24 protein-coding genes and 1 tRNA gene are annotated in these 26,462 nt (G+C 58.4%); 9 read left to right on the forward strand and 16 right to left on the reverse strand.

What is annotated here, in order from left to right; all coding sequences use genetic code 11:
• The first annotated feature begins 499 nt into the window (after positions 1-499).
• Positions 500-1,540, forward strand: a complete 1,041-nt coding sequence (locus ACZ5IL_RS13920; protein ID WP_464592303.1) for a cysteine synthase A — start codon at positions 500-502, stop codon at positions 1,538-1,540.
• A gap of 45 nt (positions 1,541-1,585) precedes the next feature.
• Here the strand turns inward: ACZ5IL_RS13920 and ACZ5IL_RS13925 are convergent, their stop codons facing one another.
• The 5 genes from ACZ5IL_RS13925 to ACZ5IL_RS13945 all read right to left on the reverse strand — a co-directional run bounded on the left by ACZ5IL_RS13925 (position 1,586) and on the right by ACZ5IL_RS13945 (position 6,744).
• Positions 1,586-2,005 (reverse strand): hypothetical protein, encoded by a 420-nt coding sequence (locus tag ACZ5IL_RS13925; protein ID WP_464592305.1) that lies wholly within the window; start codon positions 2,003-2,005, stop codon positions 1,586-1,588.
• A 208-nt stretch (positions 2,006-2,213) separates the two neighbouring features.
• Positions 2,214-2,957: an amino acid ABC transporter ATP-binding protein gene (locus tag ACZ5IL_RS13930; RefSeq protein ID WP_464592307.1), complete on the reverse strand. Its 744-nt coding sequence runs from the start codon at positions 2,955-2,957 to the stop codon at positions 2,214-2,216.
• 15 nt (positions 2,958-2,972) lie between these two features.
• The gene (locus tag ACZ5IL_RS13935) at positions 2,973-4,493 is read right to left on the reverse strand and encodes an amino acid ABC transporter permease (protein WP_464592309.1); all 1,521 of its coding nucleotides are present in this window, start codon (positions 4,491-4,493) and stop codon (positions 2,973-2,975) included.
• Complete coding sequence (locus tag ACZ5IL_RS13940) at positions 4,490-5,695, reverse strand: amino acid ABC transporter permease (RefSeq protein ID WP_464592311.1); 1,206 nt, start codon at positions 5,693-5,695, stop codon at positions 4,490-4,492. The genes ACZ5IL_RS13935 and ACZ5IL_RS13940 overlap by 4 nt, the downstream gene beginning before the upstream one ends.
• Before the next feature lie 14 nt (positions 5,696-5,709).
• Positions 5,710-6,744, reverse strand: coding sequence for an amino acid ABC transporter substrate-binding protein (locus tag ACZ5IL_RS13945; protein WP_464592313.1), 1,035 nt, complete (start codon positions 6,742-6,744; stop codon positions 5,710-5,712).
• 422 nt (positions 6,745-7,166) lie between these two features.
• Between ACZ5IL_RS13945 and metC the strand changes: the two genes are divergently transcribed.
• On the forward strand, positions 7,167-8,363 hold the full coding sequence (gene metC / locus ACZ5IL_RS13950) for a cystathionine beta-lyase (protein ID WP_464592315.1): 1,197 nt from the start codon (positions 7,167-7,169) through the stop codon (positions 8,361-8,363).
• Between the two features lie 33 nt (positions 8,364-8,396).
• Here the strand turns inward: metC and ACZ5IL_RS13955 are convergent, their stop codons facing one another.
• From ACZ5IL_RS13955 to ACZ5IL_RS13975, 5 genes are all read right to left on the reverse strand, one after another.
• Positions 8,397-8,720: a lipid-A-disaccharide synthase N-terminal domain-containing protein gene (locus tag ACZ5IL_RS13955; RefSeq protein ID WP_464592317.1), complete on the reverse strand. Its 324-nt coding sequence runs from the start codon at positions 8,718-8,720 to the stop codon at positions 8,397-8,399.
• The gene (locus ACZ5IL_RS13960; RefSeq protein ID WP_464592318.1) at positions 8,713-9,474 is read right to left on the reverse strand and encodes a glycosyltransferase family 2 protein; all 762 of its coding nucleotides are present in this window, start codon (positions 9,472-9,474) and stop codon (positions 8,713-8,715) included. Before ACZ5IL_RS13960 ends, ACZ5IL_RS13955 begins: the two co-directional genes overlap by 8 nt.
• 287 nt (positions 9,475-9,761) lie before the next feature.
• Entirely contained in the window at positions 9,762-11,504 is a 1,743-nt protein-coding gene (locus ACZ5IL_RS13965) for an ArnT family glycosyltransferase (RefSeq protein WP_464592320.1), read from the reverse strand.
• 52 nt (positions 11,505-11,556) lie between these two features.
• Positions 11,557-13,680 carry a penicillin-binding protein 1C gene (gene pbpC / locus ACZ5IL_RS13970; RefSeq protein ID WP_464592322.1) on the reverse strand — a complete coding sequence of 708 codons (2,124 nt, stop codon included), beginning with the start codon at positions 13,678-13,680 and terminating at the stop codon, positions 11,557-11,559.
• Entirely contained in the window at positions 13,677-18,896 is a 5,220-nt protein-coding gene (locus ACZ5IL_RS13975) for an alpha-2-macroglobulin family protein (RefSeq protein ID WP_464592324.1), read from the reverse strand. The genes pbpC and ACZ5IL_RS13975 overlap by 4 nt, the downstream gene beginning before the upstream one ends.
• Before the next feature lie 465 nt (positions 18,897-19,361).
• Between ACZ5IL_RS13975 and ACZ5IL_RS13980 the strand changes: the two genes are divergently transcribed.
• A tRNA-Arg gene (locus tag ACZ5IL_RS13980) sits at positions 19,362-19,438 on the forward strand.
• Here the strand turns inward: ACZ5IL_RS13980 and ACZ5IL_RS13985 are convergent.
• Positions 19,397-20,185, reverse strand: a complete 789-nt coding sequence (locus tag ACZ5IL_RS13985) for a tyrosine-type recombinase/integrase (protein ID WP_464596908.1) — start codon at positions 20,183-20,185, stop codon at positions 19,397-19,399. The genes ACZ5IL_RS13980 and ACZ5IL_RS13985 overlap by 42 nt on opposite strands.
• A 21-nt stretch (positions 20,186-20,206) precedes the next feature.
• Here ACZ5IL_RS13985 and ACZ5IL_RS13990 point away from each other — a divergent pair, with 21 nt between their 5' ends.
• The 4 genes from ACZ5IL_RS13990 to ACZ5IL_RS14005 are packed head-to-tail and all read left to right on the forward strand — an operon-like array spanning position 20,207 to position 21,891.
• On the forward strand, positions 20,207-20,827 hold the full coding sequence (locus tag ACZ5IL_RS13990) for a terminase gpA endonuclease subunit (protein WP_464592326.1): 621 nt from the start codon (positions 20,207-20,209) through the stop codon (positions 20,825-20,827).
• Positions 20,828-20,862: 35 nt separating this feature from the next.
• Positions 20,863-21,030: a terminase gpA endonuclease subunit gene (locus ACZ5IL_RS13995; protein ID WP_464592328.1), complete on the forward strand. Its 168-nt coding sequence runs from the start codon at positions 20,863-20,865 to the stop codon at positions 21,028-21,030.
• Complete coding sequence (locus ACZ5IL_RS14000) at positions 21,014-21,475, forward strand: terminase gpA endonuclease subunit (RefSeq protein WP_464592330.1); 462 nt, start codon at positions 21,014-21,016, stop codon at positions 21,473-21,475. The genes ACZ5IL_RS13995 and ACZ5IL_RS14000 overlap by 17 nt, the downstream gene beginning before the upstream one ends.
• Before the next feature lie 5 nt (positions 21,476-21,480).
• Positions 21,481-21,891, forward strand: a complete 411-nt coding sequence (locus ACZ5IL_RS14005) for a hypothetical protein (RefSeq protein WP_464592332.1) — start codon at positions 21,481-21,483, stop codon at positions 21,889-21,891.
• Positions 21,892-21,907: 16 nt separating this feature from the next.
• On the opposite strand, the gene ACZ5IL_RS14010 is transcribed toward ACZ5IL_RS14005, so the two are convergent.
• The 3 genes from ACZ5IL_RS14010 to ACZ5IL_RS14020 form a co-directional block, all read right to left on the reverse strand.
• Entirely contained in the window at positions 21,908-22,072 is a 165-nt protein-coding gene (locus ACZ5IL_RS14010) for a hypothetical protein (protein WP_464592334.1), read from the reverse strand.
• A gap of 382 nt (positions 22,073-22,454) precedes the next feature.
• Complete coding sequence (locus ACZ5IL_RS14015; protein ID WP_464592336.1) at positions 22,455-22,577, reverse strand: hypothetical protein; 123 nt, start codon at positions 22,575-22,577, stop codon at positions 22,455-22,457.
• A 93-nt stretch (positions 22,578-22,670) separates the two neighbouring features.
• Positions 22,671-22,826 (reverse strand): LuxR C-terminal-related transcriptional regulator, encoded by a 156-nt coding sequence (locus tag ACZ5IL_RS14020; RefSeq protein WP_464592338.1) that lies wholly within the window; start codon positions 22,824-22,826, stop codon positions 22,671-22,673.
• Between the two features lie 398 nt (positions 22,827-23,224).
• Here ACZ5IL_RS14020 and ACZ5IL_RS14025 point away from each other — a divergent pair.
• Positions 23,225-24,393 (forward strand): IS3 family transposase gene (locus ACZ5IL_RS14025; protein ID WP_464592339.1). Its coding sequence is split into 2 segments (ribosomal slippage): positions 23,225-23,489 and positions 23,489-24,393, totalling 1,170 coding nucleotides; the frame shifts between segments, so codons are not numbered across the junction.
• Between the two features lie 166 nt (positions 24,394-24,559).
• Here ACZ5IL_RS14025 and ACZ5IL_RS14030 read toward each other — a convergent pair.
• Both ACZ5IL_RS14030 and ACZ5IL_RS14035 read right to left on the reverse strand, forming a co-directional pair.
• Positions 24,560-24,820: a hypothetical protein gene (locus ACZ5IL_RS14030; RefSeq protein ID WP_464592341.1), complete on the reverse strand. Its 261-nt coding sequence runs from the start codon at positions 24,818-24,820 to the stop codon at positions 24,560-24,562.
• 81 nt (positions 24,821-24,901) lie between these two features.
• Positions 24,902-25,168, reverse strand: coding sequence for a hypothetical protein (locus ACZ5IL_RS14035; protein ID WP_464592343.1), 267 nt, complete (start codon positions 25,166-25,168; stop codon positions 24,902-24,904).
• A 190-nt stretch (positions 25,169-25,358) separates the two neighbouring features.
• Between ACZ5IL_RS14035 and ACZ5IL_RS14040 the strand changes: the two genes are divergently transcribed.
• Positions 25,359-26,113, forward strand: a protein-coding gene (locus ACZ5IL_RS14040; RefSeq protein WP_464592345.1) for an IS5 family transposase whose coding sequence is annotated in 2 segments (ribosomal slippage) — positions 25,359-25,677 and positions 25,677-26,113 — 756 coding nt in all. Because the reading frame shifts where the segments join, the coding sequence is not laid out codon by codon here.
• Positions 26,114-26,462: the final 349 nt, after the last annotated feature.

Genomic DNA, 26,462 nt, shown 5'->3' on the forward strand with positions numbered 1-26,462 from the left:
CACCGCGCATCTCTGAGGATGGCTAAAGGCCGTAGCAGGCGAAAAAGTCACACCGGCCCCCTGGGGGAAGACAGAAACGGCGACAGGTATTGACATGATATCACTGCGCCGCAGTACCAACCTTTTCTGGAATAAAGCGACGCGGCCACCGGCAATCATACTTTCTCTGAGATCGTCCTTATTCTAGCTGTACGAACAGGCGACGGACAGTCCCGCCCAGCCAAGAACATTAGATGCGTTCCATAGGCGTCACTGCTCTGATTTATCAGAAAAGGCCCGATTTAAGGGCCTTTCTCGAAGTTCAGGCTACATACGTGTCCAACAATCTTACGAAGATTTCATGCGGCGTTGCGAGGGGCCGCCCGTTGGCGGCAGGGATTTTTCGGTCCGAGACCGTCTCTCTGTCGAGATGCGATTCTACGCTCCCTTGTACCTCCCTCGCCCCTCAACTAGGGTTGTCTTGAAATCCTCCAACAGCCCAATGAGAATTTTGCATCTCATGAGAATCGATAACGACGTCGTAGAAGCGATCGGCAATACTCCTCTTATCAAGTTAAAGCACGCCTCAAATGCGACCGGATGCACCGTTCTCGGCAAGGCCGAGTTCATGAATCCGGGCCAATCTGTCAAGGATCGCGCCGGCAAACAGATGATCCTGGAAGCTGAAAGGCGCGGCGATCTCAAGCCCGGCGGCCTCGTGGTCGAGGGCACGGCCGGCAATACCGGCATTGGTCTTGCCATTGTCGCCAGCGCGCGCGGGTATCGCACGATGATCGTGATCCCGGAGACACAAAGCCGCGAAAAGAAGGATATGCTGCGGCTGTGCGGAGCCGAGCTGGTCGAAGTTCCGGCGCTCCCCTACAGCAATCCGAATAATTATCAGCACATCGCAAAGCGACTCGCTGACGAACTGCGTAAGTCCGAACCCAACGGCGTCCTGTTTGCCGATCAATGGAATAACCTCGACAATCCCAAGGCGCACTACGTTTCAACGGGCCCCGAAATCTGGGAGCAGACCGGTGGCAAGGTCGATGGCTTCATCTGTTCGATCGGCACAGGCGGCACGCTGGCCGGAGTGAGCGCTTTCCTGCGGGAAAAAAAGAAGGATATCGTCATCGGTGTTGCGGACCCTCGCGGGGCGGCCATGTATGAGTTGTTCAAGAACGGCGTAGCCAAGCCGACAGCGGGAGGTTCGATTACCGAGGGAATCGGGCTCGGGCGGGTGACGCCGGTGATTGCCGACGCTAAAGTTGACGAAGCTTACCTCATCCCGGACGAGGAGGCCGTGCCCGTCATCTACGATTTGCTTGAACATGAGGGGCTTTGCCTTGGCGGCTCGACTGGTGTCAACGTCGCCGGCGCGATTCGTCTCGCGCGCCAATTGGGACCCGGTCACACCGTCGTGACGATCCTGTGCGACTCCGGCAACCGTTACCAATCGAAACTTTTCAACCCGGACTTTATGCGCTCCAAGGGCCTTCCCGTGCCGCAATGGCTCGAGAGACAAAGCACCGTAAAAATTCCCCTCGCACCGGGTTAGGCTGGGAGCGAATGTTCGTGCGACCAATACAATCCGAATAGACGACTATTCTTTCCCGGAGGCCGTCTGTCTTCTGAATATCGCTTTAACGTTGAGGAGTTCGCCATTACGGCCCGGCACCGTCATAAGCATAAGAAGTTCGTCTTCTTTCATCCCAAGATTGAGGAAGAACGCTTTTCCTCCATAGACGCCGCCGTAGTTTGGGGGCCAACTTCCTTCCCCCGCCACGAACGGCTTACCTTGAAAACTTGGTCGAACAATAGCTGACCATCCATTGTTCGCCTTCACGGTGAAATCCTCTCCGTTTCTTTCAATCAGAATGCGGCAATCAGCACATTTTCCGGCGTTTGAAGCTATCTGATACCATTCACCCGGTAGATATCTCAACGAAGAGGATTCGGCTTGAAGCAGGCTGGAGCAAATTGACAAGATAGCGAGAAGGAAAACGAAAACTGCGGTACGCATACTGGACCCCATGTCTTACAGCAGGGCATTGACCGCAGCCGATATGTCATCGCTACTTTAACAATCTCGCATCATTCTACGAAGACTCTTGCTCGCAACGGTTAGGAATTCATAATCTTGTCTAACACTCATGAGCACGGCAGTTCGAGTGTCCGTCGTCAGGGGTTTTGCGACAATCGACACGCTGATGAGATCACTCTCCTCAGATTTATCGCAAAATCTGGCTTAGAAAGAGCTGGCTTCGCGGGTGTCGCGGGTTGGCGAAGAAACTTGCCGGGGTATCGGACTCGATGATCTGTCCCTCATCCATGAACACGACGCGGTTAGCTACTTCTTTGGCGAATCCCATTTCGTGCGTGACCACAAGCATGGTCATGCCTTCTCTAGCCAGATCCACCATCGTGTCGAGAACCTCCTTGACCATTTCGGGATCCAAGGCGGACGTCGGCTCATCGAACAGCATGACCTTGGGGTTCATCGTGAGCGCGCGCGCGATCGCCACACGCTGCTGCTGGCCTCCGGACATCTGTCCAGGATATTTATTGGCCTGATCAGGTATCTTGACGCGTTCCAGAAACTTCATTGCCGCAGCCTCGGCATCTTTCTTCGGAGTATTGCGGACCCAGATGGGAGCGAGCGTGCAGTTTTCGAGCACTGTGAGGTGCGGAAACAGATTGAAACTCTGGAAGACCATTCCGACTTCGCGCCGCACCTCGTCGACGTGCCGCAAATTGGGGCCCAGCTCAATTCCATCGACGACGACACGACCCTCCTGAAACTCCTCAAGAGCGTTGATGCAGCGGATCAGCGTCGACTTTCCGGAGCCTGACGGCCCGCAAATGACGATGCGTTCGCCACGGGCCACGTCGAGATCGATGTCCCGCAGCACGTGGAAACTGCCGAACCACTTGTTGAGACCGATGATGGAAACGATGGCGTTCGCATCTGTCATTGATATTTCCAAAGCTTAGGTTCGTCGATGCGCGTTCAGTCGATGCTCCACGAATAGGGAATATCGCGACATGCTGAAGCAGAATGCGAAGTAGATGAGTCCGGTGAACGCGAACCCGGTGAACAGCGTGGTTGGCGTCGCCCACGCGGGATCTGCAAACGAAGCTCGCAAGCTCCCGAGCAGATCGAACAATGCGACGATCGAGACCAGCGAGGTATCCTTGAACAACGCGATAAAGCTGTTGACCAATCCTGGAATGACGTGCCGCACCGCCTGCGGCATTACGATCAGCCCGGTGGTCTTCCAATAGGATAGTCCAAGCGCATGGGCGGCTTCTGCCTGTCCGTTCGGGATCGCCGCGAGACCGCCGCGAATAACCTCGGCATTATACGCCCCGGCGAACAGCGCTATGCCGATTAGGACTCGAACCAGCCCATCGACGGTGAAGTTTCCGGGAAGGAAGAGCGGCAGCATGTAGGTCGCAAAAAACAATACGGTGATCAGGGGAACGCCGCGCCAGAATTCGATGAAAGCGATTGAGAACATCCGGATCAGCGGAAGGGTCGAACGCCGTCCTAGAGCCAGTGCAATTCCGATAGGTATCGACGATACGATGCCTGTCACCGACACCACCAGCGTTACCAACAGGCCACCCCAGAGACGGGTATCGACGACCGGAAGTCCGCCGCGATCGAGACGCATTGCCGCGATAACCAGGCCAATGCCGACAAATGTTGTCAGGCTCGCGAGTAACGCTCCCGAGCCTGCACGGAGGCCGCCGCTCAAAAGGAAGAGCAGCAGCGAAACGATCGCAGCAGTGCAACCGAAATCGTACCAGACCGGCTGATCAGAGCTCTGCAGCCAATCCCGGAGCGAGATCAGCGGTGACACCAGCCAGTTCAGTGCATCGCCAATCGATGCAACGGTATTTCCCAACAGTCGCAAGATCGAACCGAATTCGCCTACTTCCCCTGACGCGGCGAGCTGCCGCCCGGCATTACCAACGCTATCAGCCAAGCTGGACAGAATCCCCGCGGTCCAGCTCACGCCAAATCCCGTGATGCCTCCACCGTGGAGAAGAAAAAAAGCTGCGACCGGGAAAGCGATGAAGAACAGGCTGGCATTGAGACGTTTGGCCGGCAACCGAGGAATGAGAAGCGGCAGCAACAAGATGGCCGCCAGCAGAAACGTCAGATTTACCCGCCATCGTTCGGGTTCTGGATAAAAGCCGTAAATGAATTGGGTGATCTTCGCGTGGACGAACGGCCAGCACGCCCCGATTGATTGACTTGCATCGGTAACCAGACAAGACGTTCGATTCTGACCTTCCCAGACCGCATCAATGAAGAAAAACCGAACTGCTGGAACAAGGAAAAGCCATAGCAGCGCAGCTCCAGCTAACGTAAGTAGCGCGTTGCTCGGGGAGCTGAACAGACGGATCCAGAGAACGCGGGCTAGGCTCGTAGTCCTGATGGGTGCGTGTCGTTCCGGAACGAGAGCGGCGCGTACGAACGATGGTGCGGGCCGAACGCTCATGCACCCCCGCTCCGTGCAACGCGCCTGGAGTAGACGCTCATGATCCCGCTGCTCACCAGCGAAATCAACAGATACACGCCCATCGTGATCGCGAGGATCTCGATGGCTTGTCCGGTCTGGCTGAGCGTTGTTCCGGCGAACACTGAGAACAGTTCCGGATAGCCGATGGCGACAGCCAACGAGGAATTTTTGGTGAGGTTGAGGTACTGATTAGTCAGTGGCGGCAGAATGACCCTCATGGCTTGCGGGACCACGATTAATCGCAGCGTCGATCTGCGCGAAAGCCCGAGCGCGGCGCCTGCTTCCATCTGTCCCCTATGCACCGAAAGAATCCCGGCGCGCACGACTTCCGCGATGAAGGCGGCCGTATATGTCGAGAGCGCAACCGCTAGCGCGACAAACTCCGGGATCAGGCGCGCGCCGCCAGAGAAATTGAATCCCTGGAGAGTCGGCATTTCGAATGTGAAGGGAGTACCGAAAACGACCATCGCGGCGGCGGGAAGACCGAGCAGCAGACCAAGGGCGTATGGCCATACGACCAAAGCTCGCCCGCTCCGAAACAACTTGCGACGGGAATGGCTTCGCAGCAGCATGCCGCCGATGATCGCAACCACCACTGCGACGGCAAACGCGATTAGCCCCTCCTGCCCGACAGGCTTGGGAACCACAAGACCACGATTGCTGAGGAAGATGCCGTTGATGACCGAAATGCTTTGCTTTGGACTGGGAAGCGTCCTCAGCACCGCGAGATACCAGAACAGAATCTGAAACAGTAAGGGCAGGTTTCGAACCAGTTCGACATAGCCGCCGGAAATGCGGGATATCAACCAGTTCGGCGACAACCGGCCGAGCGCCACCATGAAGCCGATAATCGTTGCGAAGAAAATGCCGACTGCGGCGACCACGAGCGAATTCACAAGGCCGACAAGAAAAACGCGCGTATAACTGTCGGTCTCGGAGTATGGGATCAGGGTCTGGCTAACGCCGAATCCCGCGGTATTCGACATGAAGCCAAGCCCGGATGCGACATTCTGCGCTTCCAGATTTGCTTTTGCGTTGGCCACGATCTCATAGCCGATCCACATAAGGACGGCAACGAATAGAGCCTGCAATGCAAGCGCACCCCAACCGGCTCGTCCGCCAAGCGCACGTCGTAGCCTGAGAAAAAATTGCAGCGGCGGTTTCCGGGGGGCGACGGCCATTCCTGACGCTGACGCTAGCGGATCGGTGGCGCGTACTGAATGCCGCCCTGCGTCCAGAGCCTATTGAGTCCTCGTGTGATGCCAAGCGGGGATCCGGCGCCGACGTTACGATCAAACGCTTCGCCATAGTTGCCGACGGCCTTGATAATGCGCGAGACCCAATCTTTGGTTACGCCGAGCTGCTCGCCGAAATTGCCGTCGGTCCCGAAAATGCGCTTGAGTTCCGGATTCTCCGATTTTGCCATCTCGCCAACATTCTTCTGCGTGATACCGAGCTCTTCCGCGTTGATCATCGCAAACAGCGTCCACTTCACGAGATCGAACCACTGATCATCGCCTTGACGCACCATCGGCCCGAGCGGCTCCTTCGAGATCACCTCCGGCAGAACCGCATGATCGGCGGGATTAAGGAGTTTCAGCCTCTGGGCATAGAGCTGTGAAATATCCGACGTAAACACATCGCATCGACCGGTTTCGTAGGCCTTTATGGTTTCGTCGGCCGTGCTGAACGCGATAACCTCGTATTTCATCTTATTGCTTTTGAAGTAATCGGCGAGATTCTGTTCGCTCGTGGTGCCGGTCTGAACGCAGACGGATGCGCTATTCAATTCTAGCGCCGAATTAACCTTGAGAGATTTCCTGACCAGAAAGCCCTGCCCGTCGTAGTAAGTCACGCCGGTGAAATTTCCTCCAAGCGAGGTATCGCGTGAGAGCGTCCATGACGTATCGCGCGACAGCACATCTATGTCGCCCCACTGTAGAGCGATAAACCGGTCTTTGGCGGATAGTGGGACGAACTTGACCTTGCTCGGATCGTTGAGCACGACTGCCGCGATTGCGCGGCAGATGTCCACGTCAAGACCGGTCCAGTTTCCTTTGTCGTCAGGGGTGGAGAACCCTGGCAACCCCTGAGTCACGCCACACGACAGCACGCCTCGTTCCTTGACTACCTCGAGCGTGGTCTTCGCCTTCGCGGATTCCTGTGCGGATGCCGATTGTAATGAAATACCAGCGGCGATGGTGAAAATGGCAGCAAGTATGCATTTCATGGCAATGCCTTTCAAGAACGTCAATGGAATGTCAGTTCGTGCCGTTTAGTCGCTCGGTTGAGTGCGGCCAATCGATTCGTTTCTCCCACCAGAATCGGGCCAAAGACGGACTGCGTCGATCAACCGATGAGAGCAGATGGAAACTCGCAGCGGCTCTCCACCCTCGGTCGGCAGTGATTGAATTCCATCACGGAACGACTAGCGGTGGACTCTAGCGTCCGCATCCGTTCCGCGATCCGCCTTGCGAAGGTTGGAATCAAGGAGCCACTAGCAAATATATGTTGCTAGTGGGGTTTTAAATTTGACGTACAGCTCCGCGACACGTGGGGGTTGACGGGGGTCTTTCCCTTCCTGTTACTACCCGACCACTCCGGAACGGCCATCCGGAAAGCGCAAAATGCCTGGTTCAGCAGCGGGAAGATATGACCTTGTCGAAGGGCGACAAACCCACGGATTCGCTTCGAGCGGAAACCAGACTGGTCGTTTCCGGTCGAGACACGGCGTCCCAAAAAGGGTTCGTCAATCCTCCCATTGTTCGTGGCTCGACCGTGCTCTACCCGACTGCCAGCGATCTTTACGCCCACCGCGGAGAATTCCAGTACGGACGGCACGGCACCCCTTCAACCCGCGCGTTACAGGATGCGTTGGCGGCGTTGGAAGGCCCGCAATGCGCAGGCATAGGCCTCGTTCCTTCGGGGGTGTCTGCGATTTCTACGGCGCTATTGTCCGTGCTGAAGGCTGGCGATCATGTTCTGGTCTGCGATAACATTTATCGTCCTACGCGACAATTCTGCGATGGGATTCTGACGCGCTATGGAGTCGAGACCACCTATTTCGACCCACTGATCGGTTCGGGGATCGCCGCGCTGTTCAGGCCGGAAACCCGCGCGGTAATGGTGGAGGCTCCAGGCTCTCAGTCTTTGGAGATGCCCGACGTTCCGGCGATCGCTGCCGCCGCGCACGCCCGCGGCGCGCTTGTGATCGACGACAATACGTGGGCAACCCCCCTCTTCCGCCGCGCGCTCGAGCAAGGCGTGGACATAAGCATCCAGGCGGCGACCAAGTACATCGGTGGGCACTCCGACGTCATGTTCGGAACCATTGCCGCCAATGCCAAAGCCTGGCCGGCGATCGCCGAAACCATTCGCCTGCTCGGCCTATGCGTTGGGCCCGACGACGTGTTTCTGACCCTGCGAGGATTACGCACCCTTGCGGTGAGGCTCCATCATCATCAACAGGCCGCGATGAACATGGCGCAGTGGCTTGCACGGCGGCCGGAAGTTACGAGGATTCTGTATCCCGCATGGCCGGACGATCCCGGTCATGCGATCTGGAAACGGGACTTCACCGGCGCACCGGGGTTGTTCAGCATCGTCCTCAAGCCCGCGCCGCAGCAAGCGGTCAGTGCGCTGCTCGATACGCTGAAGCTGTTCGGCATGGGTTACTCGTGGGGCGGCTTTGAGAGCCTTATCATTCCCTTCGATTGCGCGTCGTATCGGACTGCGACAAAGTGGGCGCCGGGCGGACCCACGCTGCGACTACAGATCGGGCTTGAGAACGTGGACGATCTCAAGGCCGATCTCGATCGGGGTTTCGAGGCCTTCAACGCGAGGCAATGACGGAGGCTTCTGCCTCGCGCTTTTTGTTGTTTCTCACGTCGATGATTGGCGTCCATTGAGAATGATGAAGTACACGTTGCGAAAATAAACAATGAGACCGAGAGCCTGGCCGGCGATGAACACCGGATCTCGCCGGTAAAGGGCGTAAACCAAAAGAAGAATCCCGCCTCCTATCGAGAAGAACCAGAACGCCACGGGGATCACGCTCTTTCGTGCGCGTTCAGATGCAATCCATTGCACGACGAACCGCATGGTAAAGAAACCCTGCGCAACAAAACCGAGAACGACCCAGCCGTCGAAATTGGTTACGAACACGTCGTAGAAATAGCTCGTCAGCATCTCGAAGATGTCAGTCATGACGCATTACCTCGGTTGCAACGGGCGTCGATTTCTTGCGGCGGATCAGCCACCACACACCGGCGAGGTCAATGATTCCGATCCACAGGCGATCGAAGAATCCATAATTCGACACGCCTGAACGTCGCAGCCGGTCGATCACGTCGACATAGGTGATGTCATAGCCCTCTCGCCGCACCAGCGCCGGGAGGAAACGGTGCAGGCCGTCGAAATAAGGGAGGGACAGAAACACCTCCCGCCGAAAGGCCTTCAGCCCGCAACCGGTGTCGCGCGTTCCGTCGCTCAGCACTCGGCTTCGCACCTTGTTGGCGACTCGCGACTGGAGTTTCTTGAATCCGGTATCCTTGCGGCCGACGCGTTGGCCGGCGGCGAGACCGATGCGGCCCTCACCCTTCTCGATCGCCATTATGAGTTCCGGTAGAAATTCCGGATTGTTCTGACCGTCGCCATCCAGCGTCACAACGATCGAACCGCGCGCGGCCCGTACCCCGGTCCGAACCGCCGCCGATTGGCCCGATGACTTTTCGTGACGAATCTGGCGCACATTCTTCCGCCGCGTCATGATCGTAGCCAAACGCTGGGCGGTTGCATCGGCGGAGCCGTCGTCGACATAGACAATCTCGTAGTCCCACCGGCCGTCGAGCGCGGCAGAGATCTCGTCGATCAAGGGTGCGATATTGTCCGCCTCGTTGCGCACAGGCACAACTATGGAAATCGTCGGCGCAGTCGTGCTGGTGGACATGTCGTCGTTCATTGTCCGATTGGTCCGCTAATCAGAGCCCGCGAGAACTGGCCTATAGCGTTTTCGAGCGAAGTGAAATCCGGTTCGCGTGAAAAAGCGCGTCATCAAAAAGACAGAGTCTTTCACCGTTTCCGTGACGCGGTGAAGGACTCTAGCTGCGTCCGTTTCTTATGGCGCGTAAGCGTTGCGGGCAACACTTTTGAGATGAGAAGTTTCGGCGCGCGAAATTTTATGAACAATATCCGGCATATAAAAAGGCGAAGGTAGCTTATCGCCACGTCGTGTGGCCACCCCGATATCTAACGCGTTCCCTCAGAGCGGAAGATGGCGATCGAAATCGCCTTACCCCGTGAGAAATTGAAACCGTCGATGCGCGTTGCAACGTTATAGCGCAGGCCGATCGCCTCGGCGCGTTGCGCGAAGGCTCTTTCGGAACGGGATTCGACAAGCGCGAACCGGCAGCTTCCATAGCTGAGAAAATCGGCGGCCCCGGAGCCATCGGTCAGCAGCGTCGACGTCCCCGTCATGAACACCAGACTTGGCTCATGGTAGCCAGCCGCCGCTGCTTTCGGTCCAACACATTCGACATTTCGCAGCGCGCGCGCGACTTCGGGACTCGGGAATAATGGCGTCAGCGCAGCGACTATGATCCCGTAAACGGAAGTGCTCAGGAATAGCGCTGCCAAAATCGCATTCAGCAGGGAGCGTTCCGCGTTATAGTCATCGTAGAGCCACCAGGCGAACAGGCCGGAAATCAAAGCCGCCGCGGCGAACGGCCACGCCAGGAAGACCGGCTGACGCGTTAAGGTAATGGTCGCGACGATTGCGAGCACGAGGGTCATCGCAGGGATGACAAACCACCACGCCGTGCCTTTCGTCAGCCATGATCGGGACAGGACGTGGCGCTCCAGTGCCCAAACCGACAGGATTGCGACCGCGGGATACAGCGGCAGCACATAGTGCGGCAGCTTCGTCAAAACGAGTTCAAACACGATCCATGACGGAACCAGCCACGCAAGCAGAAACCGCACCTCCGGCTCTCGCCGCGTACGCCAGACCGCGGGCGCTGCCAGTCCTGCGAGCGGTGCGCCGGGCCAGAAGGTAATCCAGAACAGCAGGAAGTATATGCCTGGCGGCGCTCCATGTGATTCTTGAGCCGCAAATTTGCTCAGCATGTCGCCGCCGATCGACTGCGTGAAAAACGTGTCGCCTGCGCGGAGAAAAATCGCAACGAACCACGGCATGACGAGGACAAGCATCCACATTAGTCCCCAGACTGACCGTAGCCGCCAAAGCCATGACGCAGAGCGATCGAGTATGGCGAGGGTCCCGATGGTCAATCCCACGAACATCAGGATCAACGGGCCCTTGAGCAGGATTCCTCCGGCGAGCGCGGTCCAGAAGATCGCCGGATGTATCCAGGACGGATGCTCGGGGTTCTCGCGCCGTTGAGATGACAGATAGATTCGCGCAAGCGCACCCATCGCTGCAACGATTGTCAGCAACAGCATGGCATCAGTCTTAGCGAGCCGCGCTTCCACTCCGAGCAGGACCGAACTGCACATGATCAGTCCGGCCAAAACAGCGCCCCGTCGCGTTACGAAAGCGAACGCTGCCCAATAGGTCAGAAGCACCGCGCCAATCGCGCCGATCAGGGAGGGCACGCGATAGAGCCAGATGCGGATCTGCGCGCGCGGCAGGCCGAGAGATGACGCCGTCTCGACGGCTGCTGCCTGCAGCCAGTAAATGCCGACCGGCTTCTTGTAACGCACCTCGTCCTGAAAGCGGATGTCGACGAAATCGCCGGTCTCCACCATCTGTTTGGTCGCTTGGGCGAAACGGGCCTCGTCGCGATCGATTGGCGGGATGTTGAAGAAACCAGGCAGAAAGAACAGCAGGCCAACAATCGCCAGAAATAATACCGATCTGCCCTGACTGGCGGCGACAGAGTCGAGCACGTTCGCCAGCCCCCGTCCCCTACCCACCGGGGTCTTCGGCTCGCGCGGTTGTCCAAACTGGGGGTGGGGAAGGGTCTTGGCCATGGGATTTCCGCATACGCTGAACCCGAGGCAGGGACAACCGCTGAGCCGGCTGCTATTGAATTCTGACCGTAACTGTGTCCGCGGTGCCAGCCGCGTCCATCACGGTCAGCCGGACGAAGCCCGGCCCAGGAGGGTCGATCATCCGCTGGCGACGGCTGTCGATCGCTCCGACCGCTTTCCCGTTGACCAGCATGGTCATCGGCAGGCTGCCGCCCGTCACTTTCACCGGCAGCGGAGACAGCGTTCCCTGCCCTGCCCCGGCATCGATCCGCGAGCCATTCAACGGAAACTGGATATGGAGCCGGCGCTCATTGTTTTCCGGCCGGATGAGTTCATCAACAGAACGAAACCGGCGCAATGGAAGTGGAAGCTTTGCATTATTGGCGATGGTCAGAGTTCCGTGCGGAGCCTTGGGGAGCGGGGCAAGCAAGCTGCCGGTGCGAGCGAATGCATCGAACAGAATGGGCGCGGCCGCGACACGTCCGATAAGGCCGGGAACCGGGGCGCCGTCAGGGCGTCCGACCCAAACGCCGATCGTCATGCGGCCGTCGAAGCCGACAGACCAAGCATCGCGATAGCCGTAACTCGTGCCGGTCTTGAAAGCGATCCGGTTCCGGACTGCGTTTTCCGGTGGGGGTGTTCCCAGCAGGACATTGCCGACCTGCCAGGCGGCAACGGGGTCCAGCAGTCGCAAAGGCTCACGGACACCAGAGTCGCCGCGCTCGAACTCGCGCAAAGGCATTACATTGCCCAGCCGGGGAATGCCGGAATAGACTTGCACCAAGTCATGGAGCGTGACGCCGACCCCGCCCAGTCCCATCGCCAGACCCGGAGCTTCGTCCTTGGGGAGCACCAGACTGGCGCCCGCCTGTTTCAGTCGCGACGACAGGCGGCTGGCGCCGACACGATCGAGCAGTTCGATTGCCGGAACGTTGAGCGATAATTGCAGAGCCCGGCGCACCGGAACGGTGCCCTGAAACGTCATATCGAAGTTTTCCGGCGCGTAGCTGCCAAATCGGACCGGATGATCGTCGATCAGGCTATCCGGATGAACAAGCCCGTCTTCGAACGCTAGTCCATAGATAAATGGCTTCAGGGTCGATCCCGGCGAGCGCACCGCCCGCGTCATGTCCACCTGCCCGGCAAGCCGCTCGTCGAAATAGTCCGCAGAGCCGACATGGGCCATCACATCGCCGGTGGCGTTGTCCACTGCGACGATGCCGACCGAAATTTCCGGCCCGAGTGCAGCCGCGCGGTCGTGCGCCAGTGCTTCGAGCTGCCGCTGTAATCCGGACTCCAGCGTCAGCCTGATGAGGTTCGAATTCTTGTTCGTGGCCATCGCCTGATCCGCCGAATGCGGCGCCAGCATTGGAAACGGCTGGCGCATCCGCATGACAGGCACCGCCATCGCCCGCTTGGCATCGTCCGCATCGATGCGGGCATCCTCAACCATACGCACGAGCACGCGGTCGCGGGCCGCACGCGCTGCAGCAGGATGTCTGTCCAGGCGTCGCCGTTCCGGCGATTGGGGCAAGGCCACCAGCAGAGCCGACTCCGCCAGCGACAGCCGCTTCGGCTCCTTGCCGAAATAAGCAAAGGATGCCGCGCGAATACCTTCGAGATTGCCTCCGAACGGCGCGAGCGTCAGATACAGGTCGAGTATTTGGCTTTTGGGGAGTTCGTATTCGAGTTGGAGCGCACGGACCATCTGATGCAGCTTGGCGTATATCGAGCGCTGCCGGCGAGGCTCGATCAGTCTGGCAAGCTGCATGGTGATGGTCGACCCGCCCGAAATAATGTGGCCACGGGTCAAGAGTTGCAGCGCCGCGCGGCCAAGCGCGAGCGGGTCGACGCCAATGTGTGAATAGAACCGCTGATCTTCATAACCTAGCAGCAGGTTGAGATATCCGGGATCGACATCAGTGGTGGCATCGACCGGCAATCGCCACCGGCCGTCGGCCATTGCGAACGCGCGCAGCAATTTGCCGTTGCGGTCGAGCACCGTCGTCGAAACCTCGCGTGCGTTCGCCAGCGGCAGAGGTCCCAACGAGACGATCCAGCTCGCGACAGCGCCGGTGATGACCATAGCGACGATGGCGAGGGCTGACGCCGCCAGCTTCACCCGCCGCCAGCGACGCGACTGTACCTCCGTTGCTGGGATGTCAGGCGCGGTCATTTCGCGGAACGCACCTCCACACGGCTAGTGCCGGTGCGGCCGTAGCGCGATGGATTGTACATGTCTTCCACATACGCTTGCGGCAAAACGTATTTGCCCGGTGATACAGCGCGCACGACATAGGCCACGGTGAACACCGCCTTGTCATTTGCAGCGCGATCGATGGCTGCGGTGAACCGGTCGTCGCGGAATTCAGTGCTGACCGGTTCCTTGCCGTCCTCGATCCAGTCGAGCGTACCGGTGTCGCCGGACGAAACCAGATGAGGATTGTCGATTTCGAATCCAGCCGGAAGATAGTCGGCCACCATGATGTGGCCGTATTCCGGCTTGGCTTCGGTGATCCTGAGAACGACGGCGAACCGTTCGTTTTGCGTGGCCTGCGCCGGATCCGCGGGCGTTCCGTCGAGATTGAAATAGTTGCGCTCAATCACGAAGCCATTCGAAGCAGCCGGTTCGGGAGTGGCGGGCGCGCCGGCCACGGAAATCACCGCCTGCACCGGCGCCTCGCCCGTGTTGGTGATCTTGATCGGCTTGTCGGCCATCTCGGCTGCCTTGTAGCTGCGATAAAGCGCGGCATTAACAGGCGCGCCGCCGACATCGAGCGACATTGATTCTTTCGCAAGCGCTCGCGCCGCCAGGACCAGCCACGCGTTCTCTTGCGTTGAGATTGAGGGCGTCAACCCCCGCGCCGCCTCCACCCGTTGCACCGCTTGCGTGACCGTGGCTCGCGGCGCATTGCCCTCACTTGCGAGCGATACCAGCGCGGCAGCATCGCGCAGCGCCGAGCCGTAGTCCGTCCGGCCGAATTCGATAGCCGGTTTGAGCGCCAGACTTTGTACCGCCGCGGCATAAACGCGTTCCGCTCGCGCCCGGTCACCGACCAGCGCAAGCGCCGCGGCGAGTTGCGCCTTGGCGATGGGTGTCGCCAGATTGGTCAGTTTGGTATCGGCCAGATAACGCAAATCTCCGATCGGGGCAGCACCGTTCCTGGCGAGAACGTAAAGTCCGTAAGCCAGGTCGCGACCGCCGTCCTTCTCCGGCTCGGCTGCATTTACAACCGAGTTGCGGATGCGGTCGAGCGCGCTCTTGAACGGGACGTCAGGCACGGAGAAGCCTTTTTCCCGAGCGCGGGTCATGAAGTCCATGACGTAAGCGTCGAGCCAGGAATCCTCGCCGCCGGACGACCATAAGCCGAACGAACCATTGGAGCCTTGCCGGGCCAGCAGGCGCTCGATCGAGCTCTTGATGCGATCGTCGACATTGGTATCCATCGCGAGGTGTGCGTTGGCGGCGAGATCGTTGACATAGAGCAACGGCATCGCCCGGCTTGCGATCTGCTCGGAGCAGCCGAAGGGATAGCGATCGAGCGCCTTCAGGACACTCGCCGCATCCAGCGCCGAGGACAGTCCGACGGACACCGATACTCCTCCCGTCCCCGCCACGAGGTCGGAGAACATGTCCGAGGTCAGCGTCAGGCTCTCGCCTTTTGCCAGCGTCCGGACAGAGCGGCGCGCCAGGATTTGGGTCGCCGGCTTGACCTCGACATCATAGTGCCGCGCGACCGTCAGGCCGTTCGGCCCCTTGATATCGATGTCGAATTGGGCGGCGCCGGAAGAGCCGCCGGCACCAAGCGTCAGCGCCATCGATCTGCGCTGCTTGGCCGCCAGCTTGATCGTGGTTGTGGCGTTGCCCGCTACCTTCACGGGCCCCGAGGCCTTGACGTTGACGGTGTAGTCGCCGGGTGGTCCTTCGACATTGTCGAGGTCGAAAGTCAGGGTGCCCTGATCGCCGGTCAACAGAAAGCGCGGCAGCGTCGCCGTCAACACCACCGGATCACGCACCGTGACATCGACCGTCGCACGGCCGAGCTTGGTTGCACTCCAGGCGACCGCCATTAGTCGCGCAGTGCCAGCGAATTCCGGAATGTCAAAGCTGACTTCAGCCGTGCCGTCTGCTGCCACCGTGACGATGCCGGAATAGAGCGCGAGCGGCTTCTGCGTCGGCGGGCTGCCTTGCAACTCCGCTCCGGCCGAATCGCCGCCGGTCCTGAGTTGGCCGCGCGTCCCCTGCATGCCGTCGATCAGTTGTCCGTAAAGGTCTCGGATTTCAGACGTCATACGACGCTGACCGAGATAGTAGTCGTCGGGCGCGGGAGGCTTGTAGTTGGTGAGATTGAGAATACCGACGTCAACCGCGGCAACGACGATCTTGGCATCTTCGCCAGGGCTTAGGCCGCCGATCTTCACAGGTAGCCTTAGCGTCGTCGACGGCCGCACCAATGTCGGCGGCGAGAGATTGACCGAAAGGGTGCGCGCGGTCCTGTCGATGCCGAACCATTTGATGCCGATCGCGCGTCCGGGCATCCGCTGTGCTGCGACGTCGAGTGGCCGCCGAAGCGTTGCCACCACATAGGCCCCGGTGCCCCAGTCCTTGCCGATCGGAATTTTGACCTGCGACGTGCCTTCCTTGACGTCGGCGGTTTGGGTGGTCAACAGCCGGTCGCCGAGAACATTGATCGTAAGTTTGCCGGCGGTCCGGGCGTTGACCGAAACGACCATGGTGTCGCCGGACTGGTGATCTGGCTTGTCGATCGAGGTTTCCAGCAGGTCAGGCGTGTCGGCGCTGCCGTCGGAATACCAGCCGACGTCAAATTGAATGGATGTCAGCGGACCATCGGGATCGGACGATTTGACGTCGAGCCGGTAGCGTCCCGACTGTGGAGAGAGTTCGATCCGCGCAGGCTTGTCGGCGGCAATCGTCAGATCTCCGTCGGCCACCCGTCTGGTCGACTTCACCGGCTCGTATTCCCAATACGAATTCTGACGATACCACTGATAGCGACTATCCAGCTTGAGCAATTCGTAGCGGAGACCCTTGCGGGCAAGCGATGTTCCGTCTGGTGCAACAAAGACAACATCGAAGCTGGCCTTGTCTCCCTCTGCGACGTTCTTGTCGGCAAACAGCGGTTTGACGCCGATCATGGCGCTGGACGGTTTCACCGGAAGCACGATTTTCCGTTCGACCGCGCGTCCACCGGCCTCCGCCATGCGAACGAAAATCTGTGCTTCCTGCTGTCGGCTCGACGAGGATGGTGTTGCGAGGCTGACAGGGAACGTGGCGGCGCCGTTTGCATCGGCTTCGGGCAGGTTCTCGATCGGCGTGCGCTCGTTACTGGTCGCCTCGTCGCCGGGCACGCCGAATTGATATCCGGCATATCCTGGACGGCTTTCGGCAGGTGCCACCAGCAAATCGCCTTCGATCTGCAAGCCGGATGCGGGAGCACCATAAAGGAAATGGCCGTCGACCTTGAGTTCTACCGGAGCATCAGCGGCAATCTGTTTCGCCTTGGTTGTTAAGTCGAATTCAATCCGGTCTGGGACGTAGTCCTCGACCATGAAGGTGGTTTCGCCGACTGACGGTCCTTTCGGGTCCGTAAATGCGCGAACCCGCCATGTCCCGGTCGGGACAGCTGAATTGAGCGGCAGCGTCAGGCTTCGCCCGCCCGCGCCTTGATCGGCCAGGACGGCGCGGCGGAACTCGACGCCGTCGGGCCGTTCAACCACCAGCGTCAACGGTCCGCCGGTTACCGCGTTACCCTGCCCGTCCCGCACCAACGCCGTAAGATACACAGTCTCCCCTGAGCGATAGACGCCCCGCTCGGCATAAACGAAGGCATCTGCCCCAGATGGCACGGCGCGGCCCGAAACGCCGCGATCGGTTAAATCGAACGCATTCGACTTCAGGTTGAGGAACGCATAATCGGCCTTGTCGGTGCTGACTGTCAGCAGCGCAGGCGACTGCCCTCCTTCGCCTCGAGCCAACCCAGGCTCAAACAACGCGTGACCCGATTCATCCGTCTTTCGGGTTGCAAGAATTTCATTGTTGCGTGCGACCAGGCGGACTTCCGCTTTGTCCACAGCATCGGTTGTCGCCAGCGAATTGACGAACACGTGGATGCCGTCATTGCCTGAATAGGCGGTTAGGCCAAGGTCCGAGACGATGAACCATTGAGTCGCTAGCGAGCCGGACTCTTCGTCCTCCATCGAGGACGGCCCCTTTGGCGCGGCCGTCATCACATAAACGCCGGGTTGGAGGTTTCCGAGCGCTTCATCGACCGGAAACGCGGTCGTCACATCGGCGTTCAGCGTGGAGGCCGTCGCAACCTCGCCCGACCAGACCTTGATCCCGCGTTCGTTGCCGAGATTAAATAACTGATAGCCGCTGAGCGTCTTCTGAAAATCACTGTCGACAACGGCATTGATGAGATTGCGGTCGCCGATCCGGAACACCTTGACGGTCACCGTCTGGGTGTTGACGCTGACCAGCGGGATGCCGCGTTGGCCGACGCGCGGCAGCACGTAGGCCCGTCCGGTGAAGCGGACGAAGGGCTTACGGTCGCGCACATAGACGTTGAATTCAGCGGATTTCGGCAGACCCTCCTTCACGGTCGATGGCAGCCCGGAGCGCAGATGGATGTTGTATCGCTCACCGTGCTTGAGGCCCTCGACACAGAGCTGTCTGTCTTCCGAGGACAGCGCTGGCCGGTCGGCCCCGGCCAGCGTCACGAATGGTGAAAAGTCCGTCCTCTTGGCAAGATCCTCAGAGAACTGGAAACAGACTCGGGGCGATGCCGAGTCCGAATCCACGGTGTAATCGAGCAGCCGAAAGCCATGGTCGTCTCGCATTTTTTCGTACTGCGCGCGAACATCGGCGACCTCGCGCAGATCAAGCGAAAGCCGCAACGTGTCGAGGGCTGGCCGCCACAGCTTTCGATCCGAAAATGCGCGTCCGAGGACCGCTAATGCATCAGCCTCGACAGCAGAATCGTTCGTCCGCTGGTAGGCGAGATAGGCGGCGGTGGACGCTCGCTCGAGCAGGAAGGTCTGTTCCTGACTTGTGGTGGGTCTGATCTGGAAGATTGTCCGTGCCAGGCGCAGCCAGTTGCCGCTGTCGGTTGGTACGACCGTTGCGATCTGGCCGAGTATCTGAAGACCGCTGCGAAAATCGGCGCGTTTGAAGGCTGCGTCGGCATCGGCGCGCAAAGTTGGGGCCGATTTGGTGATAGTGCCCGCTTCGCTCTTGATCTGAGCCTCGAGCTTGATTGCCGCGTCGGCAAGATCATCCCGCTTGAAGGCTTTATCTGCCGCCAGGGCAACTGATCCAAGCCCGATTAGTAAGGTCGCACAGAGGGTTACGGCGCGAACCATCCTGGTCATAAAAAGCTCCTGCGCGCACAAATGTCGCTGGGGTGTTCCCGGGTCAGAGTTCTGCGTTGTGCGGGATCGAAATCGAATTTGACACTTGCGATCCATGGGCCGCGAGTCCGAAACACGATCACGGCCAAAACTCCACTAACAGGTTATACTTGCTGTTGGTCGTTCGTTTTTAACTTCGCGACACCGGCCTGAACGGGATGCGAATGTCAGAATCGAACCACTCGCGCCAGAAAATGCAGCAAGTTCATTGCCTTATCCCGTGTTGCTACAGTATAGGTCCAGCGCTAAGGAATTCCGATTCATCGTTCTCGGACTGCCCGTACGAGGCGTCTGTACGCACTCGAGACGAACGGATCGCACGTGTTTGTCGCCCGCCCGATCGAAATGGTTCGGATCGGACTTGGCGCGAAGGCGGTTTTTTCATATTGCGGTGAGATGAAGCTTCTGGGAGATGAAGCTTTAAACGGTCCCGTAGCTCAACTGGATAGAGTAGCGGATTTCTACTCCGCGGGTTGCAGGTTCGAATCCTGCCGGGATCGCCAATCGCTTATTGCTACCAATGATTTCAATAAGTTGTCGTCACTTTTGCCTAACTCCTCGGATGGGTTAGGCAATTTGACATCGAAGCCGCTCTGCAACTTTGCCATGGCGGAGGCCGCCAAACGCTTCCGCGCAGCGGCACGACAATACCGCTCAATCTCCCGAATATCGGTGTGGCCGGTGATAGACATAATTTCCAGCGCACTGCATTGAGTCTCGGCAAGCCGTCGGCAGGCCGCCTTCCGAAGACCGTGCGGTGACGATTTAGGAGGAAGGCCAGCCTCCTGAGCGGCCTCACTTATCCACGACGAAAATGCCTTTTCGCTGCGAGCGCGGCCATGCTTGGTTTCAATGAAGGCCGGTCCATTTTTCGGGCAATCGGCAATGTAGTGGGCCAAGTCGGTGTGCACCGGAATGCATAACTCGACATGGCCTTGGCTCTTTTGAGTCGAGATGACGAAGCCATCCTCTGTCAGGTGCTTCCACCCCAACCGCACGGCGTCGCTGCGACGAAGGCCGGTATGAAGCAGCAATTCCATGGCAAGGCGTAGGGGTGAGCCGACAGGCCAGCGCTTGCAAAATGCGGCGATATCTTCCTCTGTCCACGTGCGGTGGCCGGTGGTTTTAAGTTTCACACGTTTGGCCACGACCACCGGATTATCGGCGCGCATCCCAGCCGATACGGCGTAATCCATGATTGCCTTAAAGCGCTTGCGGAAGTTGCTGGCCGCAGATGGCGTATCGGCCATCTCATCAATTAGCTTGTTGACGTGCTTGGCTTGAATTCCAGCAATTGGCCCGTCGCCGTGCTTGAGGGACGCACCACCCAGTTCGATGACCGGAAGATTATCATCGGATCCACGCCGGTATTTGAGGAATCCTCCCTTGTGCTGGCCGCGTATTCAAAATCCGATCAGCGCATTTTTGAGGTGCCTTGCCCCGATCGCGGAGAACATCACGAGGTAAGGTGGAAAGACATACAGTGGCCTGAAGGCCAGCCTGATAAGGCGGCCTGGTGCTGTCCTGGCTGCGGATCGGTCGTGGAGGAAAGCCACAGGCCCGCGATGGTTGCTGCGGGCAGATGGCGTGCAACCAAGCCTGAAGTGAAGGGACACGCCGGGTTTCGCATTAACTCGTTGGTCAGTCCGCTGGCAAATGCGGCATGGGGGAAACTTGCCGCCGAATTCGTGGCAGCAAAAGACAAACCTGAGGAGTTGCAGACGTTTGTCAACTTGGTGTTGGGCGAAGGCTGGAAAGAGCACGGCGATGCGCTGGACGACGCGGCGCTAGCGGCTAAAGCAGAAGCGTTCAGCCTCGATATGCTTCCCGAGCCAGTGCTCGCCATTACTGCCGGCTGCGATGTTCAGCGCAAGGATCGTTTGGAGAGGTAACGTTCATCGGTTGGGCCGAGGATGGCACCGCCTATGTGCTTGGCCACCGCGTCATTTGGGGCGCTCCTTCGGACGATGAAACCTGGCGCGAGCTGGACGAATTACTGAAGCAGCGTTTCCAACATCCGTTCGGCGGCAAGCTCGGCGTCGATGCCGTTGCGATCCGACTCCGGCGACGGCGAAACGATGGAGGATGTTTATAAGTTTTGCTTCCCTCGGTATCGCCGTCGAATCTTCGCGATAAAGAGCGCGCCTGGCAAGCGTCCGTGGATCGAACGCTCTAAGCAGAAGACAAAAGGCGGGTGGCTGATGATCGTCGGCGTCGACGGAATCAAGTCTTCGCTGATGAATAGGCTCCGGCGCGGAAACACGATCCGGTTTTCGAACAGTTTGCCGGCTAGTTGGTACGAGCAGTTGGCAAGCGAGCAAGCCGTTGTTCGTTATAGCCGGGGCCAACCCGTACGAATGTTCGAGCGCATCAAAGGCAGGCAGGCCGAGGCGTTGGATTGCGTGGTGTATGCAATGGCCGTGCGCGATCTTGTGCATGTGAATTGGTCGGCGCGTGAGGAGCAGTTGAGGAATCCGACGATGGTGGCGCCGGTTGTGGCAAGGCCGCGCGTGATTGAGAGTGAGTGGTTGCGGAGGTGAGGATTATGGAAGACGAAGTTGCCAAGGTCGATCCTAAAAACTTAGAGATTCGGCTTGCTCGATTTGAGACGTTTCGCCCGAAGGACGGTTATGGAACGATTGCGATGTTCGATGTTGTGGTCGTCGACATTATTGAAATCCGGAATTTCAAGCTGCGAAGAGTTCCCGATCGCCGGTTTGTTCTCTCGACCGCGAGGCTAGAGAGAAACGGCGGATTTTCCGTTGAACTGCGCAATTGGTTGAATAGAAAAATTCGAAAAATGGCGATGGAGAGGCTGCGCGAGATCGCGCGTAATGATTTAGCGTTTTTGGAGGAAGCGGACGTCGACGATACGGAGACTGACGTACCGCCGCACGTTCCAGGTTTGGACGTGGCGTCCCTGCCGGCGCAATTATTGAGGGCGGTTCGGGTTTAGGAGATCTATGCACGAGTCATGCATACGTCGTTTTTCGAAACAGCATCGCGTTGCGGAGCTGAAGGCGCATCTCTCGGATATTTGCCATTTCAAGATCGAGTTTGTGCTGTTGAATGGCGAGTTGGGCGAGTGAAAGAGAAAGAAGGACCTGTCGTGCCTGGTCGATTGAGGGAATACTCATGCATTGCTCACTTCCGGCCCCCCGTTGGTGAGATTTACAAGCGCGCCAGGAAAGCACGGGGCTTCTGAATGTCGCCTGAATGCTCGCGGCGGTGAGACGGAAGCGGGCCGAGGTAAAGGCGGGAGCGCTGAGGCTTGCAAAAAGGCCCGCTGGACGGAGGGTCACAGCGGACCAATTTGGGTTCGGGTATCACGGGGGCTGTGGAGGCCCGTTCCGATGATTCAATGCGGATGGAGGGGAGTTTGTTCCGGAAAAGAAGCTAGCCGAGGATGGCGGGCTAGTCGGAGTGATGCGATAGACGGCACCCGCCCAGGGGATCGTCTGGGCTCTATAATGCGAGGGGTGGGGGCAGGTTTCCTAGCGTGGACGCCAGGTAGTTAGTCTAAAGAGTGACCGCCGCCACAATAAATCCGGCCCCGATGAATAATGCTAAAAATCCGAAACTGCCTAAGAAAAAGATTAGGTTGTCACTGGTTTCCTGAGGCACTGGATCATCTTCGTTCATGATAAGCACCTATTTCTAGGGTTTAGTTAACACCGACAATGTTCCTGGCGGCAGTTTAGCAGGACAAGTACGCGAGTCCGTACGTTGAACGAACTATCGGATAAGGTTCTGTCTAAGCGCAGTCGCGACGGTCTGGGTGCGGTTTGTGGCGTTCAGCTTGGAGCGAAGTTGACGCGCGATCTTGTCGACGAAATGTTCTGAAACATTCAAAATAACACCGATCTCCCAGTCACTTTTTCCTTCCGCCATCCACCGCAGGATATCCATTTCTCGCGGAGTCAAACTCACTGGAGCTAGGTGATATCTTTGCGCGAGGACTCGCGCGAAAGCGTGGTTAAGTGTCCTTCCCGACATCGCCCGTCCGCCGTCCCGTCATCGCGGGAACCATAGGTGCGCAGGTTCCGTTCCATGGATTCAATGACGTTGTTTGGAAAGTCGTTCCAGCAAGACAAGCGCGCAAGAAGCGAAGAAGCTACTTCCCAGATATGAAAACCAATCCGTTACTGCGCATTGTTTGAATCAATTTAATATGGTCGCCGAAATTACGATAAATCTCCGCAATCGCTGCTACTGTTTCCGCGCTGGTCTGCCCCCTGAAAAGTGGTCCTCCCTGAATTAGGCTATTAGCCGTTAGAGAGGACATTGGAATGCCCCAGAAGAAGCACAAGGCGGAAGAGATCGTCGCGAAGCTGCGCCAGGTCGATGTTTTGCTTTCACAAGGCAGATCGGTTGGCGAAGCGGTTCGTTCGATCGGCGTGACGCAGTTCACGTATTACCGGTGGCGCAAGGAGTTTGGTGGCCTGAAGGGCGATCAGGTAAAGCGCTTGAAAGAGCTTGAGAAAGAGAACGACCGGCTGCGCAAGGCAGTGTCGGACCTGACGCTCGAGAAGCTGATCCTGAAAGAGGCTGCCTCGGGAAACTTCTGAGCCCTTCCCGCCGTCGCCGCTGCGTCGACCATGTCATGGTGAAGTTCTCCGTCTCGGAGCGCTTTGCCTGCAAGGTTCTGGGCCAGCATCGCTCGACCCAGCGCAAGAAGCCGCAAAGCCGACCGGATGAAGAGGCATTGACGACCGACATCATCAGTCTGGCCTTACGCTACGGCCGCTATGGCTATCGCAGGATCACGGCGATGCTGCGGTCCGAGGGTTGGACGGTGAATGCCAAGCGTGTCGAGCGTATCTGGCGGCGGGAGGGGCTGAAGGTTCCTCAGAAACAACCGAAGAGAGGCAGACTCTGGCTGAATGACGGATCGTGCGTCCGGCTTCGGCCCGAGCATCCAAACCATGTTTGGTCCTATGACTTCGTCGAGGGCCGGACCCACAATGGCAGGAAGTTCCGCATGCTCAACATCATCGACGAGTTCACCAGAGAATGTCTGGCGATCCGGATTGATCGCAAGCTCAACTCGACCGACGTCATCGACGTCTTGTCGGACCTGTTCATCCTACGCGGCGTGCCCGGCCACGTTCGTTCTGATAACGGGCCGGAGTTCATCGCCAAGGCAGTGCGAGAGTGGATTGCAGCTGTCGGCGCCAAGACCGCGTTCATCGAGCCCGGAAGCCCTTGGGAGAACGGCTACTGCGAGAGCTTCAACTCGAAGCTTCGCGACGAACTGCTCAACAGTGAGATCTTCTACAGCCTCGCCGAGGCCAAGGTCATCATCGAGGCATGGCGGCGCTACTACAACACCGAGCGACCACACTCATCGCTCGGATATAAACCGCCGGCGCCAGAGGCCATCGCCTGGCCTTCAAAGCCAGCCGGATCGCTTCCGCCAGCAGCGCAAGCAATGGCCGAAAAGCCGATTATGCATTAAGACTGAAACCGGACCACCTCATAGGGGCAGGCCAGCGCCAGCTTTCACTTCCCCCACCTATGGCCCTTCTTGCCTTCCGGCAGAGGCGGGGCTTACTGTTTGCGATACGGCAACGCGCTCCTAACAGAGCACTATGCGGTCTCTCGGGTAAACCAGCCGCTTAGAATTACGCTCCGAAGATCGTTTCGGAGGGGTTTTCTGGCCCGCTCGGCAAAGCCTTATCCACGAGTATCAGGATCATCTCCATGTGCTTCCGCAGCAGGGTTGCGTCGTCGTTGTCCTGCGCAGCCCGAGCCAGTGTTCGGATGTGGAGTAGAGCTTTCTTGGGATCGAGGGGAGGCTCTTTATCCCCCTGTCGGGAGGGGACTTTCTGTCCACGCGACTTTATCAGTGTTCGGATGTGAGCCAAGTCCTTACGCTTGTTCATCAAACCCTCCTGAGCCGTGGTGGTTAAAAGCGGCTTTAGCTGAGCAGGCGATGAGTAGGCACATTGCTCGTCGTCAGTAGTTTAGTGTTTTTTCGATTCAGGCTGATCTCCTAGAAACGACCGGATGCCATCGGTTTCGAGCGTCCGACAAAATTCGGCGTATGCCTCTTTGTCGGTAGCAAACCGATCATCCCACACAGTCGATCCGCCTTCGTGGTCGATCACCTCAAGGGTCCAGCTCTCGTCTCCTTCGACGAGCCGATAAATTTCGACGCGAACGGTCATACCCTCACGAGTTACGATGCCGCCCAGCGGCGATTCTTCAATCTCGGGGTCTTCGTCGATCATTCTTTAAACTCTATTGCTAGCGCGCCTTCAATTCCAGCTTCGCGAAAAGGCAGGACCTGGGAAGCCACTCACTTACCTTACACTAAGGCTCCTATTTATGGGCTGCCCATCATCTAGGCCCAGGACCCATTAAATCTGTTGCGAGAGGACTGGCGGGTTGATTCAATGGCGATGTTTGGGGGACATCGCCATGGCCGATTTGTTGTTGCTGTCGGAGGCTCAGATGCGCCGGATTGAGCCGTATTTTCCGCTGTCGCACGGGATTGCGAGGGTTGACGATCGACGGGTGATCAGCGGCATCGTCTTCGTCATCAGAAACGGTCTGCGCTGGCGCGATGCGCCGCCCGGCTATGGTCCGCATAAGACGATCTATAACCGGTTCGTGCGCTGGAGCCGGCTCGGCGTGTTCAACAATATCTTTGCCGAGCTGGCACGCAAAGGTGGCAAGCCCTCTCTCCTGATGATCGATGCGACGCATCTGAAGGCGCATCGCACCGCCGCCAGCCTTTTAAAAAAGGACCTGTTCCCCGATGTATCGGGCGCACGAAGGGCGGCTTGAACTCCAAGCTGCACGCCGTCTGCGACGGTCAGGGACGCCCTGTCATCATGCTGCTCAGCGAAGGCCAGATGAGCGATTATAAGGGGGCGGCCTTGATGATCGATGCGCTGCCGCCCGGGAAGCAGTTGCTTGGCGACAAGGGCTACGACGCCAACTGGTTCCGCCAGCCGCTCGCGGCCCGCGGCATCACGGCCTGCATCCCATCGAAGGCCAGCCGCGCAAAGCCGATCGAACATGACCGCATGCTCTATCGCCAACGACACAAGATCGAAAATGCGTTCGGCAGGCTCAAGGACTGGCGCCGCATCCACACCCGCTACGATCGATGCTCACATACCTTCATGTCTGCCATCTGCATCGCTGCAGCCGTCATCTTTTGGCTCTGATCAATGAGTCCTGAGCCTAGGTTCATCACGGTTAGAGGTGTCGCCAGCAATACCGCTAGACGGAAAATCGAAATTCAGAGCGTATTCAGTCGGCCGAGTGCCCTGACCCTGGCGCACCATAGTGATTGCGCCGTTATCGGCTAAGCGCCTCAGTGAGGCGATGATATTCGGCCGCAATGCGCCGGTTGCTTGTTCAAGGTATCGCAGGCTGGCGCGACCGTTTCCATGTTTGGGATAATACCTGTCGATGACATGACGCGCGACTTTATGGTCAAGGCGGGGTTGCCCAAGGCGTGTCGATAATCGCGCCCAACAGCTTGTACTGGTCTAATAGACCTCCGGGAGTTGC

Source organism: Nitrobacter sp. CN101, from assembly GCF_055390255.1.

What these genes read in the sequence shown, in the direction of transcription:
- ACZ5IL_RS13920 (WP_464592303.1), top strand. Translation starts at nt 500, where the DNA reads ATGAGAATCGATAACGACGTCGTAGAAGCGATCGGCAATACTCCTCTT.
- ACZ5IL_RS13925 (WP_464592305.1), bottom strand. Translation starts at nt 2,005, where the DNA reads ATGCGTACCGCAGTTTTCGTTTTCCTTCTCGCTATCTTGTCAATTTGC.
- ACZ5IL_RS13930 (WP_464592307.1), bottom strand. Translation starts at nt 2,957, where the DNA reads ATGACAGATGCGAACGCCATCGTTTCCATCATCGGTCTCAACAAGTGG.
- ACZ5IL_RS13935 (WP_464592309.1), bottom strand. Translation starts at nt 4,493, where the DNA reads ATGAGCGTTCGGCCCGCACCATCGTTCGTACGCGCCGCTCTCGTTCCG.
- ACZ5IL_RS13940 (WP_464592311.1), bottom strand. Translation starts at nt 5,695, where the DNA reads ATGGCCGTCGCCCCCCGGAAACCGCCGCTGCAATTTTTTCTCAGGCTA.
- ACZ5IL_RS13945 (WP_464592313.1), bottom strand. Translation starts at nt 6,744, where the DNA reads ATGAAATGCATACTTGCTGCCATTTTCACCATCGCCGCTGGTATTTCA.
- metC (WP_464592315.1), top strand. Translation starts at nt 7,167, where the DNA reads ATGACCTTGTCGAAGGGCGACAAACCCACGGATTCGCTTCGAGCGGAA.
- ACZ5IL_RS13955 (WP_464592317.1), bottom strand. Translation starts at nt 8,720, where the DNA reads ATGACTGACATCTTCGAGATGCTGACGAGCTATTTCTACGACGTGTTC.
- ACZ5IL_RS13960 (WP_464592318.1), bottom strand. Translation starts at nt 9,474, where the DNA reads ATGAACGACGACATGTCCACCAGCACGACTGCGCCGACGATTTCCATA.
- ACZ5IL_RS13965 (WP_464592320.1), bottom strand. Translation starts at nt 11,504, where the DNA reads ATGGCCAAGACCCTTCCCCACCCCCAGTTTGGACAACCGCGCGAGCCG.
- pbpC (WP_464592322.1), bottom strand. Translation starts at nt 13,680, where the DNA reads ATGACCGCGCCTGACATCCCAGCAACGGAGGTACAGTCGCGTCGCTGG.
- ACZ5IL_RS13975 (WP_464592324.1), bottom strand. Translation starts at nt 18,896, where the DNA reads ATGACCAGGATGGTTCGCGCCGTAACCCTCTGTGCGACCTTACTAATC.
- ACZ5IL_RS13985 (WP_464596908.1), bottom strand. Translation starts at nt 20,185, where the DNA reads ATGGCCGATACGCCATCTGCGGCCAGCAACTTCCGCAAGCGCTTTAAG.
- ACZ5IL_RS14000 (WP_464592330.1), top strand. Translation starts at nt 21,014, where the DNA reads ATGGAGGATGTTTATAAGTTTTGCTTCCCTCGGTATCGCCGTCGAATC.
- ACZ5IL_RS14005 (WP_464592332.1), top strand. Translation starts at nt 21,481, where the DNA reads ATGGAAGACGAAGTTGCCAAGGTCGATCCTAAAAACTTAGAGATTCGG.
- ACZ5IL_RS14010 (WP_464592334.1), bottom strand. Translation starts at nt 22,072, where the DNA reads ATGAGTATTCCCTCAATCGACCAGGCACGACAGGTCCTTCTTTCTCTT.
- ACZ5IL_RS14015 (WP_464592336.1), bottom strand. Translation starts at nt 22,577, where the DNA reads ATGAACGAAGATGATCCAGTGCCTCAGGAAACCAGTGACAACCTAATC.
- ACZ5IL_RS14020 (WP_464592338.1), bottom strand. Translation starts at nt 22,826, where the DNA reads ATGGCGGAAGGAAAAAGTGACTGGGAGATCGGTGTTATTTTGAATGTT.
- ACZ5IL_RS14030 (WP_464592341.1), bottom strand. Translation starts at nt 24,820, where the DNA reads ATGAACAAGCGTAAGGACTTGGCTCACATCCGAACACTGATAAAGTCG.
- ACZ5IL_RS14035 (WP_464592343.1), bottom strand. Translation starts at nt 25,168, where the DNA reads ATGATCGACGAAGACCCCGAGATTGAAGAATCGCCGCTGGGCGGCATC.